Below are 6607 nucleotides of genomic sequence, written 5' to 3'. Positions count from 1 at the left end.
GGCAAGCCCGCTCCCACAGGTTTTCGTGGTCGAGCACTGTTGATGTGTTCACCTCGATAACTGTGGGAGCGGGCTTGCCCGCGATGGCGGTGGGTCAATCAAATCCATGTTGCCTGACACTGCGCATTCGCGAGCAAGCTCGCTCCCACATTTGGATTTATGTGGGTCACAGGATTTGAGCACACCGCAGATCCCTTGTGGGAGCGGGCTTGCCCGCGAAGGCGGTGGGTCAATCAAATTAACAGTGCCTGACACTGCGCCTTCGCGAGCAGGCTCGCTCCCACATTGGATTTGTGTGGCTCGCTGGATTTTGAGCACACCGCAATACCCCTGTGGGAGCGGGCTTGCCCGCGATGGCGGTGGGTCAATCAAATCGACGTTGCCTGACACTGCGCATTCGCGAGCAAGCTCGCTCCCACATTTGGATTTGTGTGCACTCAGATTTTGAGCAGACCGCCGACCTCCTGTGGGAGCGAGCCTGCTCGCGAAAGCGGTGGATCATTCAGATCATCATTGACTGAAACTCCGCCTTCGCGAGCAGGCTCCCACAGGGGTCTATGGTGTCGGGACTATTCGGGATACCCGGTGATTTTGCGGATGCTTTGGTACAGCGGTTTGAGCTGCCGGTACATGCGCAAATACACCTCTCTGTACAACTGCTCATAAATCTCCTGCGCCTCGGGTTGTGGGTTAAAAACCGCTCCAACCCGAGTCATCGCCGCAATGGCCGATGGGAAATCCCGATGCAGTCCCAATCCCACCGCACAGCAAATCGCCGCCCCCAACCCGGACGCTTCATACACATGCGGGCGCTCGGCCGGCAGGCCGAAGATGTTGGCGGTCAGTTGCATGGCGGCGTCGCTTTGTGAGCCGCCGCCGGCGACGCGCAGGCGCTGGATCGAGACCTTTGAGCGCCGCTCGATGTTCTCCATGCCCTGGCGCAGCGCGTAGGCCAGGCCTTCGAGAATGGCCCGGTAGATGTGCGCGCGGGTGTGTACGTCGCCGAAGCCGATCATCGCGCCCTTGGCTTCCACGCCCGGTTCGCGGATGCCCGGTGACCAGTAAGGTTGCAGCATCAAACCCATCGAACCCGGCGGCACCGCGTTGACCAGCGCGTCGAACAGTTGCTCCGGCTCGATGCCCTGCTCTTTTGCCTGCTGCATTTCGCGCAGGCCGAATTCGTTCTTGAACCAGCTGACCATCCAGTAGCCGCGATAGATCATCACTTCGCAGTTGTACTGATCGGGCACGGCCGAGGGGTACGGCGGGATCAGCGGGACGATTTCCAGGTAGCGCGAGCGGGTGCTGGTGATGGTCGCGGTGGTGCCGTAGGACAGGCACACGGTGCGCGCGTCGACCACGCCGGAGCCGATCACTTCGCAGGCCTTGTCGGCGCCTGCGGCAATCAACGGCAGGCCCTCGGGGATGCCGGTGTGCCGAGCGGCTTCGGCGCTGATGTAGCCGAGGGTTTCGCCGGGTTTGTGCAGGGTCGGCAACTGCTCCGGGCGCACCGCCAGTGCCTGCCATTTCCAGTCGTGCAGCGCCGCCCATTTCAGGCGTTTGAAGTCGAAGGGCAGATAGCCGACGCAGCAGCCGACCGAATCGACGAAGCGTCCACACAGGCGATGAGTCAGAAAGCCCGAGAGCAGCAGAAACTTGTCGGTCGCCGCCCACACCTCGGGTTGATGCCGGGCGATCCAGTTGGCCTCGGCCTGGGCGCGGAAATAATCCACCGTCGCTTGGGCGCCGACCAGTTTGAACAGCCAGCCCCACGGCCCTTTGATGCCGCCCTCGACCTCAGCCTGACGTTGATCGAGCCAGACAATTGCCGGGCGCAGCGGTTTGCCGCTGGCATCGACATTGATCACGGTGCCGCGCTGAGTGGTCAGGGACACGCCGGCAATCTGCGCACGGTCGATGCCGGTCTGCTGCCAGAGTTGCTGACAGGCCTCGCCGAGTTTCGCCCAGTAATATTCCGGGTCCTGCTCGGCCCAACCGGGTTGCGTCGAGTAGTACGCCTGCAAGTCGACTTTGCCTTTGCCGAGCAGATTGCCCTGCAGATCGAAGAGCAACGCGCGCACGCTCTGGGTGCCGTTGTCGATGGCTAACAGGTATTTCATGGCGTGATCTCCGGCAACCCGTGATCGCGCAGCCACAACAATCGATAACGCTGAATTTCCGCTAGCCAGCGCTCATCATCCCAGGCCAATCGTGGCTGGCACAGCGTGCGGATCGCCGGGAAAAAATCCTCGCCACCGCGCGGCAGCAACAGGCCCAAACGGGTGCGACGCAGCAGCAAATCATCCAGGTGCAGAATCATTTCCGCCTCGCAGGCGAACGCCAGCTCTGCCCACAGAGTATCGCTGGCGCCAACCGTTTCCAGACCGAGTTCGCCGAGCAATTGCTTTAGCCTCGGCAGGTCTCGACCGTGACGTCCGGCCAAGCGTCGCCATTGATTGCCGCCCAGTCCCGCAATTGTCAGCGGCGGCACAGCGGCGAACACCGGCGCGCCGTCATCGACAAAAGAACGCCCGAGCATCCCCGCACACGCCTTGAGCACTTCGATCGCTTGCGGGCGAAATGTGGTCAGTTTGCCGCCGGCCAAAGTCACGCAACCCGGTTCCTGCCACAACACATGTTCGCGGGTCTCGTTGGACGGTTTGCCCTGCTGCGCACCCGTCGCGCTACCGACCACCGGACGCACGCCTGACCAGGTCGACAGCACATCGTCGACACCAATATCGGCGCCGGGAAATTGCTGCTGGCACGCGGCGAGCAGGTAGTCGAGTTCGTCGCTGGAAATGCGCGCGCTGTGGTCGAGGTCCTCGCGGTGATCGAGGTCCGTGGTGCCGACCACCGTCGCGCCTTCCCACGGAAACACGAACACCGGGCGCCGGTCGCGCTGATGCAGAAAAGTGAACGCCTGCGCCACCGGCAAGCGCCAGCCCGGCAGCAACAGATGACTGCCGCGCAACGGTCGCAATTGCTTCGCTGCTTCGGCGGGACGCAAGCGCTCAGCCCAAGCGCCCGTAGCCACGGCCAGCACGCCAGAGCGCAATCGCAGCGTCGCGCCGCCCTCGCCATCTTCGATCTGAACCCCGCACACCCGCCCGCCTTCACGCAGCAGTTGCGTGACCCGCACACCACTGATAATCACCGCACCATCGGCCCGGGCCTCGCGCAGTACGCGCATCACCAGCCGCGCGTCATCGGTCAGGGCATCGACAAAACAGCTGCCGCCGAGCAGGCCGTTTTCCTTCACCCCCGGGGCGAGAAAACGCAGTTGCTGCGCGTCATGAAAAGCATGGTTGCGCCGCCCCGCCAGCGCGTCGTACACCGAGAGCAGGCCGCCCATGACGCGCGGCCCGGGAAAGCCGCCGCGATAGTGCGGCATCATGAAACTCATCGGCTCGACCAGCCCCGGCGCCTCGTCGAGGAGGCGCTGACGCTCGCGCACCGAATCGCGGGTCAGGCGCCACTGGCCCTTGGCGATGTACCGCAAACCGCCGTGGACCATTTTCGATGATCGGCTGGAGGTGCCCCAGGCAAAATCGCGCTGCTCCAGCAGCAAACAGCGCCAGCCCCGGCGCGCGGCTTCGCGGACGATCCCGGCGCCGCTGATGCCGCCGCCGATGACGATCAGGTCCCAGGTTTCATCCGCTAGCGTCGGTAGCATCTGCTCGCGCCATTGCGCGTTCCAGTTCGCTGTCATGGCCGCGACTCTGGCAATAACGTGCCGGGATTGAGGCGCCTTTCCGGGTCGAAATGTTCGCTCAACGCCTGCAACGTCTGCAGCGCCAGCGGGCCTTTTTCGCGCAGCAGATACGGCGCGTGATCCTTGCCGACACCGTGCTGATGGCTGATGGTGCCGTGGTTGTCGACGATGGTCTGGCTGGCCGCGTGTTTGAGCATCCGCCAGCGCGCCAGCGTCGCGGCATAGTCGGCTGCCGGGCGAAACACGTAAGTGGTGTAAATGCTCGAGCCTTCGCCGTAAACGTGCGAGAGATGAGTAAACACATGCACGCGCTCGCCCTCGGCGGCCAAGGCGTCGCGCAGGCTGTTTTCGATGAGGCTGAGCAGGTGGTCGACGTTGCTCCAGTCGGTGGCCGTTTCGAGGGTGTCGACCACGTAACCAGCGTTCCACAGGTTCTCGCGCAGGTAGGGAAAGCGGAAGCGGTTCTGCGCCCACTTCTTGCCCAGCAGGGTGCCGGTGAACACGCCGCCGAAGGCTTTCAGATGTTGGCGCGCGTGTTTCAGTGACAGTGAGTTTTGCTGGCGATTGCCGGTTACGCCGAAGGTCAGCAGGCATTTGCCGTCGCCGGCGCCACGGAGCTTGAGGTACTTTTCCAGCCAGGCGATCTGCTGCGGATGACCGGCCAGCGCCAGTTGTGTTTCGGTTTCCACCGCGTTGGACAGGCGCAGCATCGACAGCGGTACGCGCGCCTGCGCCAGTTGCCGGATTGCTTGCAGCGCCTGCGGCCAGTCGGGTAGGAACACACCGTAGAAACGTTCGTCCGCCGGCAACGCACTGACCCGCACCTTGACCTCGGAAATGATCCCGAAACGGCCCTCGCAACCGAGCACCATTTCACGCAGATCGGGACCTGCCGCCGACGCGGGAAAGGTTGGAATCTGCAGAGGCCCGGCGAACGTTTCCAGGGTGCCGCCGGCGAACAATTGCTCGATCCGCCCGTAGCGCAACGACTGCTGGCCGCTGGAACGACTGGCCACCCAACCGCCCAGGGTCGAGAGCTCCCACGATTGCGGAAAATGCCCCAGCGTGTAGCCGCGCGCGCGCAATTGGCTTTCGACTTGCGGCCCGCTGGCGCCGGGGCCGAATGTCGCCAACAGGCTCTGTTCGTCGAGGTCGGTCAGGCGATTCATCCGCGCCAGCGACACCGTCAGCACCGGGCGTGCGGAGTTTGGCGGATTGATGTGCCCGGCCACCGATGTGCCGCCGCCGTAGGCAATCAGACAAAGATCCTGATCATGGGCGAGCGCCAGCAATTGGCGGATCTGCTCAGCGGTTTCGGGAAACGCCACGGCATCGGGATACGTGCCCAGTGCGCCTTCGCGTAATGCCAACCAATCCGGCAGGCTCTGGCCGCGCGCGTGCAGCAGGCGATCGTGAGTATCGATGCTGTACAAGCGGTGCGGCACCAGGCGCGAGGTCGGCACTTGCGCCAACGCCGCTGCCAACGTCGCATCGGGCAATGCCCGGCCAGCGCCCAAGCGTTCGTGGAGAAATGTCGTGCCCTGGGCCGGCAGTTCGACCACCGTGCCTGCCTCTCCCCAGCCGTTCCAGCGTCGCATGCGTGTGTCCTTTTTCTGCCGTTGGATCAAGCTTGCATACTAGTCAGCGCTGGAGATCTGTCACGGTCGCATCCGGCCAGATCCTGTAGCGAATGGCGCCAAACGTCCGGGCATTTACTTTCGCCGGGCAATCCACTTACCTTGCGGCATTCATTCGCTCACGCGCCGTCGATCAAAGGACCGCGACCATGCCATCGCTCGGCTTCACTTCCGTTCCGCCGCTGCTCAAATACCTGCGCCATGCCGAACAGTTGGGCATGGCCATCGAGCCTGCGTTGGCGGCGGCCGGGTTGCAGGCGCAGCAGTTGAGCGACAACACCTTGCGCCTGCCGGGTGAGGTTCACGAGCGCTTGCTGGATTATTTCTGCGAGCACTCGGGCGATGGGTTGTTCGGCCTGCATGCGGCGAATTTCGTCCTGCCCAATTCGTGGAGCGTGCTCGGTTACATCACCATGAATTGCGCGACGCTGGGCGATGCGATGAGCCGGATCATGCCGTTCGAAAAACTCGTCGGCGACATGGGCGTCAGCCGCGCCGAGGTGCAGGGCGAGCATGTGCATCTGATCTGGACCTGCCGCTACCAGCGGCCACGGATTCGTCGGCATCTGGTGGAAAACGTGCTCGGTTCGTGGCTGCACTACGCGCGCTGGATCGCCGACACGCAGCTGTCGCCGGCCTATGTATGGCTGGAGCATGCGCGGCCGGATGAGGTGACCCAGGCCGAGTACGAGGCGTTTTTTGGTTGCCCGGTGCGGTTCGATCAGGCGTATTCGGCGCTGGTGGTGCCGCTGGCGTATTTGCAGTTGCCGCTGCGCCAGGCCGATGCGCAATTGCTGCGAACCCTGGAAGGACACGCGATGGGTTTGCTGGCGACGCTGGAAGATGCGTCGCTGGCGCAGCAGGTGAAAAACATTCTGCGCGGTTTGCTCAAGGAGGGCCTGCCGCGCAAGGAGCAAGTGGCGGAGCAGCTCAGCGTCTCGGTGCGCACGTTGCAGCGGCAATTGCAGCAGGCGGGGACGTCGTATCAGCAGATTCTTGATGAGCTGCGTCAGGAGTTGGCGGAGCACTATTTGCTCAACAGCACGTTGCCGATTCGGGACATTGCGCAGTATCTGGGCTTCACCGAACCGCGCTCGTTTCATCGCACCTTCAAGAGCTGGCGCGGGATGCCGCCGGGGGAGTTTCGGTTGCGGAATCGGCGGTGATGCTGATGGCCCCTTCGCGAGCAAGCTCGCTCCCACAGTAGTTTTTCGGTTGCCTGCACTTTCGAGTTCATCGCAGATCCCCTTGTGGG

The 6607-nt window shown here is 63.3% G+C and carries 4 protein-coding genes; 1 reads left to right on the top strand and 3 read right to left on the bottom strand.

The annotated features are described in order from the left end of the window. Positions 1 to 569 precede the first annotated feature (569 nt). Genes QMX86_RS26855 through QMX86_RS26845 form a run of 3 tightly spaced genes read right to left on the bottom strand, consistent with a single transcriptional unit; the run spans position 570 to position 5313 of the window. Entirely contained in the window at positions 570 to 2120 is a 1551-nt protein-coding gene (locus QMX86_RS26855) for an FGGY-family carbohydrate kinase (RefSeq protein WP_282387287.1), read from the bottom strand. Beyond that, the gene (locus QMX86_RS26850) at positions 2117 to 3712 is read right to left on the bottom strand and encodes a glycerol-3-phosphate dehydrogenase/oxidase (RefSeq protein WP_282387286.1); all 1596 of its coding nucleotides are present in this window, start codon (positions 3710 to 3712) and stop codon (positions 2117 to 2119) included. Before QMX86_RS26850 ends, QMX86_RS26855 begins: the two co-directional genes overlap by 4 nt. After that, positions 3709 to 5313, bottom strand: coding sequence for an FAD-binding oxidoreductase (locus QMX86_RS26845; protein ID WP_282387285.1), 1605 nt, complete (start codon positions 5311 to 5313; stop codon positions 3709 to 3711). The genes QMX86_RS26850 and QMX86_RS26845 overlap by 4 nt, the downstream gene beginning before the upstream one ends. A 188-nt stretch (positions 5314 to 5501) precedes the next feature. Here QMX86_RS26845 and QMX86_RS26840 point away from each other — a divergent pair, with 188 nt between their 5' ends. Then, on the top strand, positions 5502 to 6518 hold the full coding sequence (locus QMX86_RS26840) for an AraC family transcriptional regulator (protein ID WP_282387284.1): 1017 nt from the start codon (positions 5502 to 5504) through the stop codon (positions 6516 to 6518). Positions 6519 to 6607: the final 89 nt, after the last annotated feature.

Source organism: Pseudomonas sp. PS01270 (assembly GCF_029959775.1).
Taxonomy (GTDB): Bacteria; Pseudomonadota; Gammaproteobacteria; order Pseudomonadales; family Pseudomonadaceae; genus Aquipseudomonas; species Aquipseudomonas atacamensis.
Note: the sequence above shows the minus strand (reverse complement) of the source record. Positions and strands in the feature narration are given on the sequence as shown.